The 13,793-nt window shown below is 61.3% G+C and carries 13 protein-coding genes; 10 read left to right on the top strand and 3 right to left on the bottom strand.

From position 1 onward, the window contains the following. Positions 1-3: 3 nt before the first annotated feature. The 6 genes from AC1Z36_RS04530 (at position 4) to AC1Z36_RS04555 (ending at position 5,491) form a co-directional block, all read left to right on the top strand. Entirely contained in the window at positions 4-429 is a 426-nt protein-coding gene (locus AC1Z36_RS04530; RefSeq protein WP_332489374.1) for an ester cyclase, read from the top strand. 95 nt (positions 430-524) lie between these two features. Continuing rightward, a complete protein-coding gene (locus AC1Z36_RS04535) occupies positions 525-1,331 on the top strand; it encodes a 2-keto-4-pentenoate hydratase (RefSeq protein WP_483561755.1) in 807 nt (268 codons plus the stop codon). A 31-nt stretch (positions 1,332-1,362) separates the two neighbouring features. Next, positions 1,363-2,841 carry an aldehyde dehydrogenase (NADP(+)) gene (locus tag AC1Z36_RS04540; protein WP_402696738.1) on the top strand — a complete coding sequence of 493 codons (1,479 nt, stop codon included), beginning with the start codon at positions 1,363-1,365 and terminating at the stop codon, positions 2,839-2,841. Between the two features lie 36 nt (positions 2,842-2,877). Continuing rightward, complete coding sequence (locus AC1Z36_RS04545; RefSeq protein WP_402696740.1) at positions 2,878-3,267, top strand: riboflavin kinase; 390 nt, start codon at positions 2,878-2,880, stop codon at positions 3,265-3,267. Further along, complete coding sequence (locus tag AC1Z36_RS04550; protein WP_105659169.1) at positions 3,264-3,449, top strand: hypothetical protein; 186 nt, start codon at positions 3,264-3,266, stop codon at positions 3,447-3,449. Before AC1Z36_RS04545 ends, AC1Z36_RS04550 begins: the two co-directional genes overlap by 4 nt. A gap of 530 nt (positions 3,450-3,979) precedes the next feature. Further along, a complete protein-coding gene (locus AC1Z36_RS04555) occupies positions 3,980-5,491 on the top strand; it encodes an MFS transporter (protein ID WP_286134432.1) in 1,512 nt (503 codons plus the stop codon). Between the two features lie 107 nt (positions 5,492-5,598). On the opposite strand, the gene AC1Z36_RS04560 is transcribed toward AC1Z36_RS04555, so the two are convergent. Beyond that, positions 5,599-6,975 (bottom strand): PucR family transcriptional regulator, encoded by a 1,377-nt coding sequence (locus tag AC1Z36_RS04560; protein ID WP_402696741.1) that lies wholly within the window; start codon positions 6,973-6,975, stop codon positions 5,599-5,601. Positions 6,976-7,108: 133 nt separating this feature from the next. On the opposite strand from AC1Z36_RS04560, the gene AC1Z36_RS04565 reads away from it, so the two are divergent. From AC1Z36_RS04565 to AC1Z36_RS04580, 4 genes are all read left to right on the top strand, one after another. Continuing rightward, the gene (locus AC1Z36_RS04565; RefSeq protein ID WP_133834785.1) at positions 7,109-8,410 is read left to right on the top strand and encodes a flavin monoamine oxidase family protein; all 1,302 of its coding nucleotides are present in this window, start codon (positions 7,109-7,111) and stop codon (positions 8,408-8,410) included. Between the two features lie 93 nt (positions 8,411-8,503). Further along, positions 8,504-9,301: an IclR family transcriptional regulator gene (locus AC1Z36_RS04570; protein ID WP_105659173.1), complete on the top strand. Its 798-nt coding sequence runs from the start codon at positions 8,504-8,506 to the stop codon at positions 9,299-9,301. A gap of 179 nt (positions 9,302-9,480) precedes the next feature. Continuing rightward, on the top strand, positions 9,481-10,233 hold the full coding sequence (locus tag AC1Z36_RS04575) for an SDR family NAD(P)-dependent oxidoreductase (protein ID WP_105659174.1): 753 nt from the start codon (positions 9,481-9,483) through the stop codon (positions 10,231-10,233). A gap of 211 nt (positions 10,234-10,444) precedes the next feature. Continuing rightward, positions 10,445-11,518, top strand: coding sequence for an alkene reductase (locus AC1Z36_RS04580; protein WP_105659175.1), 1,074 nt, complete (start codon positions 10,445-10,447; stop codon positions 11,516-11,518). Between the two features lie 83 nt (positions 11,519-11,601). On the opposite strand, the gene AC1Z36_RS04585 is transcribed toward AC1Z36_RS04580, so the two are convergent. Next, entirely contained in the window at positions 11,602-12,888 is a 1,287-nt protein-coding gene (locus AC1Z36_RS04585; protein WP_133834786.1) for a type II toxin-antitoxin system HipA family toxin, read from the bottom strand. After that, positions 12,885-13,538 (bottom strand): helix-turn-helix domain-containing protein, encoded by a 654-nt coding sequence (locus AC1Z36_RS04590; RefSeq protein ID WP_105656052.1) that lies wholly within the window; start codon positions 13,536-13,538, stop codon positions 12,885-12,887. The genes AC1Z36_RS04585 and AC1Z36_RS04590 overlap by 4 nt, the downstream gene beginning before the upstream one ends. Positions 13,539-13,793: the final 255 nt, after the last annotated feature.

Raw genomic sequence — 13,793 nt, forward strand, 5'->3', positions numbered from 1 at the left:
ATCATGGCATCAATCCTGGAACGCATCACCTCCGCCTGGACCGAGGCGTGGAGCAAGGGCAATACCGCGGCTTTCGCGGATCTGGTATCCGAAGACTACGTGCGCTACTCCAAGACCGGCGAAGAGCGCATCGATGACCTGTTGAACCAGATCACCGAATCCCACCAGGCCTTCAGCGACTTCAACATGGAAATCCTGCGGGCTATCGAGGATGACAACCTGGCAGCAATCCACTGGCGCAGCACCGGGGTGCACACCGGCGAATTCATGGGCGTCCCGCCGACCGGCCGCACGGTGACCGTGACCGGCGCGACCTTCATCAGCCACTGCGATGGCAAGGTCACCGAAGAATCGGTGGTCTGGGATCCACGCGAAATGCTTTCGGCCATGAGCATCTGGCACCTGGGCGACCAGCGGATCAAGAAGTAGCAAGCAGCAGCGACGGGGCGGCAGGCAAGCCGCCGCCCCGTCTGCCCAAGACATTCCGGCGGCCCGTGCCGCCCGAGGTGAGGATGGAGATCCCTTTGCCAATCAACATTACCCAGACTGCCCAGCGCCTGATTTCCGCCAAGGAATCACGCCAGCCATTGGAAAGCCTGATCGATCATTCCGCAGGCCCCACGGTGGCCGATGCCTTCCGCGTGCAGCAGGAGATCATCCGGCTGAATGTCGAAGCGGGAGACAGCATCTCCGGCTTCAAGCTGGGCAACATCGCCAAGGCCATGCAGAGCAAGTTCGGGGTGGATGAACCGGACTACGGCTACCTGCTGGCCAGCCAGTTCTACCCGGAGAACCTGCCGATCAGCGCCGCCGACTTCATAGAGCCTTTCATTGATCTTGAACCTGGCTTCGTGCTGAAGAAGGACCTGGGCGGCAAGCATGTCACCGCAGCGGACGTCATGGCCGCCACCGACTTCGTGGTGCCCGCACTGGAAATCATCGACTCCCGGATTAAGGACTGGAAGATTGGCCTGTTCGACACCCTGGCCGATAACGGTTCGGTGGGAGGGGTGATTCTCGGCGGGCAGCCGCGCAAGCTCTCCGAGGTCAATCTCGCGAACCAGCCCGGTTGCATTGAATTCGACGGCCAAGAAGTGGCCCGCGGGAACACCAACGCCATCCACGGCAATCCTGTATCGGCCATCGCCTGGCTATGCCGGCGCATCGCCGAATACGGCGTGACCCTGAAGGCCGGCCAATTCATCCTGCCCGGCAGCTGCCTGGCCGCCGAGAAGATGGTCCCCGGCACGGCGGTCACCGGCCGCTTCGAAGGCTGGGGAGAAATCTCCTTCGACTACACGCCGGAACCTAGTTCCGCCACGCATTCCTGAACCGCTCCACAGAGCAGAAAAGAGCTTGAAAATGTCCCTGAGCATTGCGCCAACTACCGAAAACACCACCACCGGGCAGCTGGAAGCCTATCTTGCCGCCGCGCAGGACAGCTTCGGCACCTGGGCCGCTACCAGCCCGGCCCAGCGAGCCGGAATCCTGGACGTCGTGGGCGATGCGCTGGATGCCGCCGCGGACCAGCTGGTTCCGGTAGCCATGGCCGAGACCAACCTGCCCGAGCTGCGCCTTCGCGGGGAACTGAAGCGCACCACCTTCCAGCTGCGCTTCTTCGGGGAACTGCTGCGCGATGGCGGATACCTCGACGCGCGCATCGACCATGCCGATGCGCAGTGGCCCATGGGAGCCGCCCGCCCGGATCTGCGGCGCACCCGCATTCCGCTCGGTCCGGTCGTGGTCTTCGCGGCCAGCAACTTCCCCTTCGCCTTCTCGGTGGCCGGCGGCGACAGCGCCTCGGCGCTGGCGGCGGGCAACCCGGTCATCGTCAAGGCGCACCATGGGCATCTGGAACTCTCGCGGCTCACCGCCCAGGTGGTCAACGATGCCTTGGCTGGGGCTGGCGCGCCAGACGGGCTATTCCAGGTCGTCTTCGGAACCGAAGCCGGGCGCACCGTCCTGCTGGATCCGCGGATCAAGGCCGCAGGATTCACCGGTTCCATCCCCGGGGGCCGGGCCCTGATGGACCTGGCTGTTTCCCGCGATGAACCAATTCCCTTCTACGGGGAGCTGGGCAGCAACAACCCGGTGTTCGTCACCGAGCAGGCTGCCAGCGTGCGCGGCGAGCAGATCGTCGCCGATTTCATCGGCTCCTTCACCACCAGCGCCGGGCAGCTGTGCACCAAGCCCGGAACGCTGTTCATCCCGCGCGGCTCGGGCTTGCGCCCGTTGCTGTCCGAGGCCGCGCTCCCGGCTGGGGCCGGGCTGCTGAACCAGCGCATCCGCGAAGGCTACGGGCAGGTGCTGGACCAGCTGTCCGCGCACCCCGGTGTCGAGGTGCTCGCGCAGGGCGGCGAACCGCTGGGCGAGCAGCCTTCGCCCACCTTGCTGATCACCGGCATCGACGAGCTGCTGGCAGATCCGCAGGCCTTGCAGGCCGAGTGCTTCGGGCCGACTGCACTGGTCGTGGAATACGACTCCGAGCAGCAGCTGGTGGCTGCGGCGCAGACCTTCGAGGGCCAGCTGACCGCAACCATCCACGGCGAAGAAGGCGACCGCGTCAAAGAGCTGGTCGCGGTGCTGGCGAACAAGGCCGGACGCGTGCTGTGGAACCAGTGGCCCACCGGGGTTTCGGTGACCTACGCCCAGCAGCATGGCGGCCCCTACCCGGCCACCACCGCGGTGGGGACCACCTCGGTCGGTGCCGCCGCGATCGAGCGGTTCGTGCGCCCGGTGGCCTACCAGAACTTCCCGCAGCATCTGCTCCCGGCACAGCTGCAGGATGCCAACCCGGATAGCGTTCCGCAGCTGGTCAACGGCCAGCCGCGCGGCCGCTGAGCGGAACCGCGAAGTACCAACACGAGGGAATAGCCCATGCATGCCATTGAAGGAATCGTCGAGCACGGAGACGCCCGCGGGCGAGAACTCGGCTTCCGCACCGCGAATATCCCCATGCTGCAAGATGACCAGCTCGATGGCGTGTGGGGTGCCGAAGTGCTGCTGCCCGATGGGCGCCAGGTGCCTGCCTGCGTGTCCATCGGCCGGCGCGCCACGTTCTACCGCACCGGCGGGCAGGTGCTGCTCGAAGCGCATCTGCTCGGCTTCTCCGGGGACCTCTACGGTCAGCACCTGGTGGTGCGCCTACTGGAATTCCAGCGCCCGCAAGTTGAATATGCGGATGCTGGAACCCTGGTGGAGCAGCTGCATCGGGATGTGGCCGAGACGCGACGCGCGGCACAGCTGCGGGAAAGCGTCCTTGCATGAGCGGGATCGCAATGGCGCCCCCGGCTGCGCCGCCGTCCTGGGCGGTGCAGCGGGTGGCGACCGTCATTGAACGCCAGGGCATCCCGGTGCCGATCCGCGATGCCAAGCGCATCGCGCAAAAGGCCGGGGTGAGCAAGAGCCTGGCCCGCCGTTGCATCCACTACATGGACAGCGGGAAGTAGCTTCCTGCAGCGACCGGGCGTGCTGGAGTGGGCCCCTGGCTCCCAGGCGCTGGACGCCGCGGCACTGACGCGCCGTCGGCAAAATTCCTGGTACCTTCTCCAACTAAGCCGCGCGAATCTCCGCGGGATCATCCCGCTGTCTCGCGCGGCTTTCTGGTGCTGCCTTGGTGCCCTCGTGCCGCTATGGGCCCGGTCATATGGGCAATGCTCCTGCGCCGTCGCGGGTTTAATCCGGGACATTTCTGCGCAACGCCCAGGGCGGCAAAAATCATCTCAGTCTCCTTGTCAGCTCCGTTCGTGCAGCTGAACTCCTTGAATTTCCGGGCCCCGGAGCTGGGTCCGACGATGAAATGTTTTGCTGAATGTGTTGTGCATCACCGAAGTGTCGTGTTCACTAGATAACTAGCATGATCATCTGGTGAACGTTATGAAGTTCTTGTTTCGCTATTGCAAGTGAAAATTCCACAGCAGTTCATGCGCAGCGAGAGCATCAGATCTCGAAACCAATTCCCGGCAGGAAAGAGAATACGATGAGCGAATCATCGAGAATGCAGCGTCCCGCGTTGCCCAAGGTATCGCGCAGGCTCCGCGCCGATGACTGCATTGTCGTCGACAAGAAGGAATTGCGCCGCGCACAGATCGGCGCGGGCATTGGCAATTTCATCGAATGGTATGACATCGGGGTCTACGGCTATCTGGCAGTGACCATGACCGCGGTCTTCACCGAAGGCATGGACCAGAGCATGGGCCTGCTGGTAACGCTGTTCGGTTTCGCCGTATCCTTCATCGTCCGCCCGCTGGGCGGAATGATCCTGGGCCCGCTCGGGGACAAGATCGGCCGGCGCAAGGTCATGTTCTTCACCATCGCCCTGATGGCCGGAGCCACCACGCTGATTGGCTTGCTTCCCACCGCTGGGCAGGTCGGCCTGTGGGTGATCGTCCCGCTGTACCTGCTCAAGATGCTGCAGGGCTTCTCCACCGGCGGCGAATACTCCGGCGCCGCAACCTACGTGGCCGAGTTCTCCCCGGATGACCGCCGCGGATTCATGACCTCCCTGCTGAACTCGGGATCGATGCTCGGCTTCGCTGCCGGTGCGGCAGTTGTCGCTGCCACCTCCGCGATCACCACCTCGGCGTGGGGCGAGAATGCGATGCTCGCCGGCGGCTGGCGCATTCCGTTCCTGGTGGCACTGCCGCTGGGCATCGTGGCGATTTCGCTGCGCAGCAAGATCCCGGAATCCCCGACCTTCGAAGCGGCCCGCGAGGCTGCCGAGGTCGGCGAGGTCCATCCAATGTTCGTCCGCCACAATCTGCCGAACATCTTCCGCCACTACTGGCCGCAGATCCTCATCGGCTGCGCCTTGATCGCCGCGGACGGCACCTCCGGATATATGCTCACCAGCTACATGCCCACCTATCTCGAAGCGGAGATCGGCTCGCCAGCGGTGCATACCGCGGTGGCAGCTGTGGTGGTGCTGGTCCTCCAGGCGGTGCTGATCCCCGTGATAGCCAACTGGTCGGACAAGATCGGTCGGCGGCCGATCTACATGATCGCGACCATCGGCAACCTGGTCCTGCTGGTGCCGGCCTTCGCGCTGATGCATGTTGGCACGATGTGGTCGCTGTACCTCTCGCTGTTCATGGTGGCCCTGCCCAGCGCGTTCTTCCTGGCCATGACCGGAGCTGTCATGTCCGAGCTGTTCCCCACCGCTTCGCGCTACGGCGGAATGGGCGTCACCCACAACCTGTCGATTTCCATTTTCGGCGGAACCACGCCGCTGGTCAGCCAGATCCTGGTGAATACCACGGGCAACCACTTCGCGCCGGCCTACTACATCATGTTCTTCTCGGTTATTGCGCTCTGTGCCACCTTCAAGCTGCGCGAGACGGCATCTCGTCCGCTGCTAGGTTCGGTGCCCGTGGTGCGCACGCGCGAAGAAGCGCTGGCCCTGGCCAAGGGACAGGATGAAAATGAGCTGCTGGATACCTCCACCATGCTTCTCGCCCCAGTGCCAGCGCGTGCTCCGGAAACAAGTAGCTAGCTTCGATATGCCTCGCAGCAACCGCCCGGTGGGCGTTCCCGATGGAGGGAACGCGCACCGGGCGGTTTGCATTGCGGGAATTATCCGCTGGAGCCGGTGCGTACTGGCTAGGCCTGCACCACGGGCCAGGCCTTGCGCGCGAGGTAGAAGTCCGAGATATCCACTACTTTGCGTACGCTGCGCCCGGTCAGCAATTCGGCCTGCTTGATCCGGTAGGCCAAGGTCTGCCGGTGGATGCCCAAGAAATTTGCGGTGTGCTGCCATTGCAGGTCGCGGTCCAGCAAGGCGAAAAGGGAATCCCGGTACACGGCTACCTGGTTGCTGGAGCCTGCCAGCGGGCCGAGCACCATGCTGACGATTCGCTCGGCTTCCGAGGCGGATCGGGCCAGCAGTGACACCTGCAGTCCGGAGAATTCAACGAGTTCTCCGGGCCGGGGTTCAGAAGGAATCGCCCCCTGCGCTTCTTGCGCCGCGCCTTCGAGGTCCGCGAAGCGCTGCTGCGGTGAGCTTAGTCCGAAAGTGGCCTGCAATTCGCTGGCGATCGTCCGTAGCACCGGAAGATCCTTCTCGCGCACTACGGCGATGGAGTTGTTCTTCCACGACGTGGCTAGCGGCATCAACCCGTGCAAGGACAGGGACATCGCCACGGCATCGAGCAGCTTTCCCGGGGCGCAGGCGACCCGGAATCCGGGCTCCCCAGTGATCCATGCACCGCCATCGATATCCTGTTCGCCCAGCTTGCCGGCCAGGCCCAGCCGCAGGGAAGTTTCGGCCGCGGCGACGGCATTGCCGGCATCCTGGAGCAGCGAATTGGCATCGACCGCGAGGATCTGCTTGAGGTGCACCAGCAGCAGGGCATCCAGTTGCGCGTCGGCCGGGACGAGCAATTGGGTGGGGCGGATGGTGGACAGGGAGTGGCGGCGATGCGCATTCGTGGGCAGTGTGCCGATCACTGGGCATCCGGTCATCGTGTCCTGGACAGCAATGTCCACCGAGCACAGCTTTTCCACCCAGTCGCCGCTGCGCTTGCCCTTCCGGTTCTGCGATCCGGCTTCCTGGTACATCCGGGAAAGTAGCAGGACCGAGCGGTTCAGCTGGTTGGTGGTCACGGCGGCCACTGTCCGGGCGATCACCACGAAGGGGGTTTGCGGTCCCGTGGACAGCACCGGGAAGGTCAGTTCATCGGCCGCCTGCAGCATCTCGCGTGTGAGCTCGGGTGCGAGCCCATCCTGGCCAATGATCAGCCCTGCAATCCCCGCAGCATCCGCCTTGCGGACGAAATCGGCCTGCTCTTGGGCTTCCGCGGGGATATTCAGGCCCAGGGACATCAATAGTTCCTCGTTACCCAGCCAGCGCCACGGCTCAGCGGATTCGCTGGTCTGCGCCCAGCGCACGATGCGTCCAAGGCCTGACTGGCCGGCGATCACCTTGGTATCCAAGGCCGGATCAGAAATGAGTTTGGCGATCGTGAGCAGTTCCGCCATCTTTTCTCCAGGGTTTTGTGCGCAGTGATGAAAATAGTATGAATATCATACATCCGCATAAGTGATCTCCGGGATGCCGCACCATACAGTGGCTACCAGTACACGACTGGCACATGAAAAGGACCGGAAAACCATGGACAACACTTACGACTCAGATGTCATCATCATCGGCGCCGGCCTGGCCGGACTGACCGCCGCCCGCGAACTGGGCGCAGCCGACTACTCGGTCACCGTGCTCGAAGCGCGCGACCGCATGGGCGGCCGCCTCTACACCGAGGACCGCCTGGGCAAGCACCTGGAGCTGGGCGGAAACTGGCTGCACTGGACCCAGCCGCACGTGTGGGCCGAGGTCACCCGCTACGGACTGCGCGCGGGCCGCGGCCCGAAGTCCGAGGAGACCTTCTGGTATGCCGATGGCAAGGTGCAGCGCGGGGACCTGGCCGGCTTCATGGACCTGATCGACCACGGCATGCACGCCCTGGTAGGCGAAAGCGGAAAGCTCCTGCCGCGCCCCGACTTGGTCTCCAATGACGATCAGTTCGCGCAGGCCGATCAGCTGACCTTGCAGCAGGCCCTTGACCGCCTGGATCTGAGCGATGACGAGCGCCAGGCCAATGAAGCGGCCTGGGTGGGGCATTGCAATGGGCCGCTGGACCAGGTCGGCTTCAGCGCAGCGATCCGCTGGACCGCGGCCACCTCCGGAGCATGGCGCGTCATGCATGAGGCCAGCGCCGTTTACCGGCTGGAAGATGGCAATGACCAGCTGGTCAAGGCCATTGCATCCGACGTTCCCGGAGAGATCCGCCTGAATGCGCCAGTGGCCTCGATTGCCCACGATGAGCAGGGCGCCACCGTGGTACTGGCAAGCGGCGAGAGCTTGCGCGCTCGCCGGGTCATTGTCACCGTTCCGCTGAACATCCTGCACGAGCTGGATATCCAGCCTGCGCTGTCGCCGGTCAAGCGCGAGGTGAGCCAGGCAGGTACCGCATCACAGGGGCTCAAGCTCTGGATCCGGGTGAAGGGTCCGATCAAGCCATTCTTCGCGTACTCCACCCAGGAGCACCCGCTCTCGGTGGTACGCACGGAATTCGTGGGCGAAGAGGATGCAGTACTGGTCTCCTTCGGCGCCGACGCCTCACGCTTGGACATCACCAGTATCGAGGACGTGCAGGAAGCGCTGCGTGCCTGGCGCGATGACCTGGAAGTCCTGGAAATCGCGGCCCACGACTGGAACGCGGATCCCTACGCCAAGGAAACCTGGCTCATCCACCGGCCGCAGGCCTACACCACGGGCCAAGCCGAGCTGCAGCGTGCCGAAGGGGCAGTGCACCTGGCCGGCAGCGACCTGGCCAACCTTTGGGCCGGCTTCTTCGACGGTGCTATCGAGAGCGGGTTGCGGGTATCCCGTGAGGTGCGCGCCGCACTCGAAGGGTAATCGGGCCTTGGCTCGATTTATGGGCAGAGTGTTCACCCTGCGGTCAACCGGCTAGGCTGAATAGAAGACTATTCGAAAGGCTGGTTCCCCTCCATGGGAGAAACAAGTGGAAAATCCTCTGGCGGCATGGCGGCAAACCGGTCGGTTTCACGGGCAATCGCGGTGCTGCGCGCCCTTGCCGCCAGGGGGGAACCCTTGACGGTCACGGAGATCGCCAAGCAGATCGGCTTGGCCCGGGCCACGGTCTTCCGCCTCTTGCTGACCCTGGAAGAAGAAGGGTTCGTCGACCGCCAGGACACGCACTACACCCTCGGCTGGGATCTGGCCCGCATTGCCCAGGACGTTGATCCCACCCCGGGGTTGCTATCCAGGGTCAGCGACGTGGTAGTGGAGATCGCCGACATGCTCAACGAAACGGTGACGCTGAGCGTGCGCCACGGGAAGTACGACCTGGATCTCGTGCAGCAAGCGTCTCCGCGCGCCATTGGCATGTCGATGACCGAGCTGCAGGGCCAGCGCTGGCCATTGCATGCCTCGGCTACCGGAAAGCTGCTCCTTTCCGAACTGGATAAGGAATCGATCCGCATTGCTACCGGAAGCAAGCTGGAAAAGCTGACGAGCCAAACGATCACCACATGGAAAGCCTTGGACGCCGAGCTGGATCAGATCCGCGAACGCGGCTGGGCAAGCACCATTGACGAGCTGGAAGTGGGAATCATTTCCGTGGCGGTCCCGATCCGCGGCGCTGGCAACGATCTCATCGGAATGCTCGCCTACATGGCACCGCGCCACCGTGTGGACACTGAAAAGCTGGAAGTGCAGAAGATCGAGGGCCTGCTCGAAGGTGCCAAGATGGTACGCCGACGCATCGTTTCGATGACCGGGGAATAGGCCCGGGCAATGCTGGCGTGCAGCAACCTGCGTCGCCTGGTTGGCTCTGCGGAGCAGTGACTGAGCTCATAGACCTTTGATTGACACGTCATCGACTTTCGAGATGGATCGGAGTAGCGTCCAAGGTATGAGGCCAACGGAAATCCCGTGACCATCTTGAAACGGAAAGTGGGTCCATCATGGCTCAGTATGATGTAGCAGATCGTTCGGCAGTAGTCACCGGCGCCGGTTCGGGCATTGGGCAGGCTATCGCCATCCTCTTAGCCGCCAACGGAACCAAAGTGGTGGTCCAGGACCTCAATGCACAGGCCGCTGGCGCTACCGTGGAAACCATCAAGGCCGCAGGCGGAGAAGCCGTAGCTGTTGCAGGAGATGCCAGTTCTTCGGCTGTCATCGACGAAACCATCAAGGCGGCCAACGCCATGGCTCCATTGAAGATCGGCGTCAACAACGCAGGCATCGGCGGCCGCGCCGCCAAGGTGGGCGAGCTGACCGACGAGGACTGGGACAAGGTCATCTCCGTGAACCTCAACGCCGTCTTCCGCGGAACCCGCGCCCAGGCCAACGCCATGAGCGAGAACGGGGGAGGGTCCATCGTGAACATGGCCTCGATCCTCGGCTCGGTGGGCTTCGCCGGCAGCTCCGCCTACGTTTCCACGAAGCATGCCGTGGTGGGCCTGAGCAAGACGGCCGCCGTGGAGTATGCCACCTCAGGGGTACGCGTGAACAGCGTGGCCCCGGGCTTCATCGACACCCCGCTGCTGCAGCAGATGCCCAAGAAAGCCTATGACGCGCTGGTCGACAAGCACCCGATCGCCCGCTTGGGCAAGCCGGAAGAAGTGGCGGCGCTAGTGGCCTTCCTGGCCAGCGATGCCGCGTCCTTCGTGACCGGCAGCTACCACCTGGTCGACGGTGGCTACACCGCCGTATAGCCCGTCGGATCAAGCGGATGCGGTGCGGAGCTGTGCCGCATCCGCTGGTTTATTGCTCCTGGCGAGCCCGCGAATCCAAGCAATGAGCCTCAGGCGATTCCAATGCCTTGGAGCCGTTAGCCAGCTCATGTTTTTAGCCGAAACGGAATAAGTTGCTTGCGGAGGTAGTTACGCTGTGCAACTACAATTTCCAATTCAGGAGTCCCGCCCCATGGATCTGTTTTCCCCTCTCGCCCTCGGCGACCTCAAGCTGTCCAACCGCCTGGTCATGGCACCGCTCACCCGCTCTCGCTCTGGCAAGGACGGCGTGCCCAACGCAGATGTAGTCGAGTACTACCGCCAGCGCGCGTCCCTGGGCCTGATCGTCAGCGAGGGCACCTACCCGAGCTTTGCCGGCCAGGGCTTCGTCCGCCAGCCGGGCCTGGTCACAGAGGAGCAGATTGCCGGCTGGAAGGAGGTCACCGATGCGGTGCACGCCGAAGGCGGCCTCATCGTTGCCCAGATCATGCACGCCGGACGAGTCACCCACCCGGAAACCACCGGTGCAAACTACGTCGAGGCGCCAAGCGCCATAGCAGTTGAAGGCGAGTCACGCACCTACACCGGCAAGCACGCGTACCCGGTTCCGCATGCCCTGGCCACCGGAGAACTCCCAAGGATCATCGAAGAATTCGTCACCGCTTCGCGCAACGCCATCGCCGCCGGATTCGACGGCGTGGAGCTTCACGGGGCCAACGGCTACCTGCTGCACGAGTTCCTGGCGCCTTCGGCCAACACCCGCAACGACAACTACGGTGGTTCCCCGGAGAACCGGGCCAGCTTTGTCATCGAAGTCGTGACCGCAGTAGCCAACGCCATTGGCGCTGGCAAGACCGGCCTGCGCATTTCGCCGGAACACAATGTCCAGGGTGCCGTGGAAAACGATCGTGCGGATGTGCTGGCTACCTACACTGCGCTGGTCCAGGGCATCGCGCCACTGGGGCTGGCCAACCTGAGCATCCTGCACCATGACCCAGCCGGCGAGCTGGTCCAGTCGCTGCGCGAGGCATTTGGCGGACCGGTGCTGCTGAACACCGGCTTCGCGGAGATCACCACCTATGAGGAAGCCGCACGCGTGGCTTCCGAAGGCTGGGGCGAAGCGGTTGTCGTGGGACGCCCTGCGATTGCCAACCCGGATCTGGTGCGCCGCTGGAAGGAACAGCTGCCGCTGAATGAACCAGATTTTGCGACCTTCTACACTGAAGGTCCAAAGGGCTACATCGACTACCCATTCTGGGAGAACTAGCCTCTAAAACTTCTGACTTAGTTTAGATGAAGCCACCGCTTCCGTTCGTAAACGGAAGCGGTGGCTTCTCCAGATCCAGCGAGCTACACGTCATGCTCTAGAAGAGTTTGAGTTGTCGCACAGAGATGTTCGACCTTTGGATAAAGCTTGCTCGGTAGTTCGCTGTTGCCTATGGCCTCGGATTCGTTTTCGAAAACTTCTGCCATGGCGATAGGCAGAGCGTACGTCATCGCACTCACTGTCATCCGCAACCACTCTTCATCTATTTTTGCTTCACGAGCAAATCTTGACCAATGCTTTGATGAGACTCTCCCGAACTGTCGCTCGCCCCCGATGGACATGGCGGCCTTCCGCAATCCATCGTTTTTCTTCGGAAAACCGTCGTTACTAACGTGTTCGTAGGGCAAGCCAGATGCGATGTCATAAAATGGCGCAAGCTGCACACGGCCATCAGGGAGATGGAGTATCGAGTAGTTCTTGCCGTGTGCGTCGGGAGCTCCCAAAAGGTAATTTCCTATTAGGCCTTCAATGAATTTTTGAACTTCAGTTTCAGGAGCACGAGCTTCTCGAAGGGTCTTAATGATCTTGAGTGCGCTGGGTCCTCGGTTCGACTCGTACTTGTTTGTAGGTAAGGTCGAAGTGGCCTGGCAGAAGTCTTCTTGATGGACCCGATAGACGTTGTTTCCCTCAATAAGCCGATCGTACCGTTTCACCACGATTGTCGATTGCCCGTCAAACTGCGTGAAGTTGGTTTCGGCAACTTGTAATCCCATGCGTCCCAAAGTCTTCAGGCATAGGTGCTCATTGAGTGCTTGATCTCGAAAATCTTGGATGCCGGGCTTGAAAATGTGGGTTGTCGGTTCGCTGCCAGTGGCTTCATGCCATCCGTCCTGCCATCTCAAAGCGAATTTGCTTTGAGCTCCAGCTAGTGACCACCTTTCACGACCGACAGTCCACGATCCTTTCGGAGACGAAAATAAAACCCTGATGCGTTGACCGATTTCATTGTCGTTGCAAGCCACGAGTTCACCTGCGGAACGCGTTAACTCATCAATTTCATCCGGCCGTACGAACTGCACTGCTCCTGCACATTCAAACCCAATATGCTCAAGTAAGGCGAAGGGATTCTTTGCCGAAATGCCAAAGTCATCAGCGAACGACTGGCGGACAGCTTCGCCTTCCGGAATTAGCCCCTCGATGAACGGATCAGTAATAGAGCGCTGGTAAGGGGTCTCTCGATAGGGCATTGCCAGGGATAATCTGGCTTGTCTAGAATCTTGTGGGACGAATTGAAATTTTCTGTTACCGGAATGATCTTGTTGAAGGATTCCGACAGGCTGCCCGTATAAAAAGGTCACGAGTTCTTTCATCGCGGGCCCTGTTCGTTGTTCTCATCTTTATTGTCCGGTTCATTGCATTCGTCATTATCAAGAAGTGCTTGATCCTGCTCGCTTTCTACGTCGTTCGCGGTGCTTGAGTTGCGATCGAAAGTCGAAGCATCTGAACTAGGCAACCCTTTTCTAAGGGACTGTTGCAACGCCGATTGACCGAGATCGGAGGCGGCTAGGTTTCGGATGCCTGTTTGGTTGCGCAGTTCTTTGGCGAACTTTTGGAATGAGGATTCGCCGAGACCCGATGCGGCTAGTTTTCGGAAGGCCGATTGACCTATGTTCGAGGGTGCCAATCTTGGGAAAGAGGACTGATCCAAACTCGAGGCTTTTCTAATTGCTTCCGACGCGGCCGGAGAGATACGAGCTATCGAATGGTAGCGGTCTTCATCTGATGACTCGATTTCGGGTTCAGCATTGAAAGAAAGATTTATTGATATCCCGAGTGCTTCAAAGGTATCTAACACCTTGCCGAGTTCAGCTCTCGTGCGTACACCCTGCTCCAGGCCTATAAGCCATTTGCGCGAAACGCCTGCGCGGTCGGCTAGGGCTTCTTGAGTGAGGCCGAGTTTCATCCGGGCATCATGCACGAAAGCTCCGAGTTCCTTTTGGGTCGAAACGTCGCGATTCATGAAACCTCCTGTTGTGCACGTATATACACATTATTATAAGTGAACGTACGTGCACAATCAAGAAGGTGAATATACGTACACTTTTACGAAAGTATACGTTTGTTCACATTGATTAATGTGAATGATCGTGCGCGTAGGCTTAGGTCACTGGGCAACAGGGAGGTTTCAATAGCGAAAGCTTTTGCGTCAAATCGCTCTTGATGAGCTTTTTCATTTGCGCAAAGTCCAGGTCATCTCGATCGCCGAACTTCAGCA

This window comes from Glutamicibacter sp. BS14, assembly GCF_056934375.1.

What these genes read in the sequence shown, in the direction of transcription:
- AC1Z36_RS04530 (WP_332489374.1), top strand. Translation starts at nt 4, where the DNA reads ATGGCATCAATCCTGGAACGCATCACCTCCGCCTGGACCGAGGCGTGG.
- AC1Z36_RS04540 (WP_402696738.1), top strand. Translation starts at nt 1,363, where the DNA reads ATGTCCCTGAGCATTGCGCCAACTACCGAAAACACCACCACCGGGCAG.
- AC1Z36_RS04545 (WP_402696740.1), top strand. Translation starts at nt 2,878, where the DNA reads ATGCATGCCATTGAAGGAATCGTCGAGCACGGAGACGCCCGCGGGCGA.
- AC1Z36_RS04550 (WP_105659169.1), top strand. Translation starts at nt 3,264, where the DNA reads ATGAGCGGGATCGCAATGGCGCCCCCGGCTGCGCCGCCGTCCTGGGCG.
- AC1Z36_RS04555 (WP_286134432.1), top strand. Translation starts at nt 3,980, where the DNA reads ATGAGCGAATCATCGAGAATGCAGCGTCCCGCGTTGCCCAAGGTATCG.
- AC1Z36_RS04560 (WP_402696741.1), bottom strand. Translation starts at nt 6,975, where the DNA reads ATGGCGGAACTGCTCACGATCGCCAAACTCATTTCTGATCCGGCCTTG.
- AC1Z36_RS04565 (WP_133834785.1), top strand. Translation starts at nt 7,109, where the DNA reads ATGGACAACACTTACGACTCAGATGTCATCATCATCGGCGCCGGCCTG.
- AC1Z36_RS04570 (WP_105659173.1), top strand. Translation starts at nt 8,504, where the DNA reads ATGGGAGAAACAAGTGGAAAATCCTCTGGCGGCATGGCGGCAAACCGG.
- AC1Z36_RS04575 (WP_105659174.1), top strand. Translation starts at nt 9,481, where the DNA reads ATGGCTCAGTATGATGTAGCAGATCGTTCGGCAGTAGTCACCGGCGCC.
- AC1Z36_RS04580 (WP_105659175.1), top strand. Translation starts at nt 10,445, where the DNA reads ATGGATCTGTTTTCCCCTCTCGCCCTCGGCGACCTCAAGCTGTCCAAC.
- AC1Z36_RS04585 (WP_133834786.1), bottom strand. Translation starts at nt 12,888, where the DNA reads ATGAAAGAACTCGTGACCTTTTTATACGGGCAGCCTGTCGGAATCCTT.
- AC1Z36_RS04590 (WP_105656052.1), bottom strand. Translation starts at nt 13,538, where the DNA reads ATGAATCGCGACGTTTCGACCCAAAAGGAACTCGGAGCTTTCGTGCAT.